2 protein-coding genes are annotated in these 1,172 nt (G+C 45.7%); both read left to right on the forward strand.

The annotated features are described in order from the left end of the window. A partial coding sequence (locus A3766_RS06340) for a radical SAM protein (RefSeq protein WP_068641950.1) occupies positions 1-766 on the forward strand: 766 nt, incomplete at its 5' end. Between the two features lie 2 nt (positions 767-768). Beyond that, positions 769-1,172 (forward strand): DUF1285 domain-containing protein (locus tag A3766_RS06345; protein ID WP_156508734.1); only part of this gene is annotated, 404 nt, incomplete at its 3' end.

Consider the following 1,172-nt stretch of genomic DNA (forward strand, 5'->3'; position numbering starts at 1 on the left):
ACAGAAGAAGTTCAAGCCCAAAAAGATCGAAGAGATAGAGCAAGAAGTGAGTGCAGTGGCGAAGAGCATGCCGAATGTCGGGCGTTTCTTTTTGGCAGATGGTGATGCAATGACTTTGTCGTTCCGCCGCCTCAAAGAAATACTTGAGTGTATTAATCGCTACTTTCCAGATAAAGAACGTGTTACTGCTTATTGCTTACCCAGAAATATTAAGAAAAAAACGGTAGAAGAGCTGGCTGAGTTGAGAGCGTTAGGCCTAAGCATGGTATATGTGGGCTGTGAATCCGGTGACGACAAAGTCTTGGAATGTGTGGTTAAGGGTGAGACTTACGAAAGCTCTAAAGACGCCTTACTCAAGTTAAAAGCTGCAGGCATCAAGTCTTCCGTGATGATATTAAATGGCTTGGGTGGCAAGAAGTTTTCAAAGCAACATGCCGTTAACTCTGCCAAGCTTATGAATGAAACACAGCCAGAGTTTGTATCGACGTTAGTAGTTTCTTTTCCGATGGGTGAAGAGCGCTTTAGGGCTGGATTTAATGGTGATTACGAGCCATTAGAACAATTGGATTTATTTCATGAGATTCGTACCCTGATTGCTAATTTTGAACTGGAAAATACAGTATTCCGTTCCGACCACGCGTCTAATTATTTGGTGCTAAAAGGTAATTTAGGGGCAGATAAGCAAGCGATGCTAAGTAAAATTGATCTGGCTTTGAATAAGCCTGGTGCAATTCCTCTTAGGCAAGAGTGGCAGCGAGGCCTATAACTATGGCAAAAATAGATGGTGAGGGGCTGCATAGGGACCTACCGACAATCGCGACCCAGATAAGAGAATTAGTTGGCGAGGATGATAGCTTGCCACCTGTTGAAACGTGGCAGCCGGAGCGAGTTGGCGAGATAGATATACGTATTGATTCCCAGGGTGAGTGGTATTATCAGGGAGACAAGATGGAGCGGCAGGCAGTGGTTCGCCTGTTGTCGCGGATATTACGCCGTGATGGTGAAGATTTCTTCCTGGTGACGCCTTACGAGAAAATGAAAATTACGGTGGATGATGCGCCCTTTGTTGTCGTGATGGTAGATCGCGAAGGTGAGGGTGAAGCGCAAAAGCTGCATTTTTCTACCCAGCTAGGCGATTACTTCACCTTGTCGGCAGATCACCCGCTCGAGGT

Source organism: Oleiphilus sp. HI0132 (genome assembly GCF_001635845.1).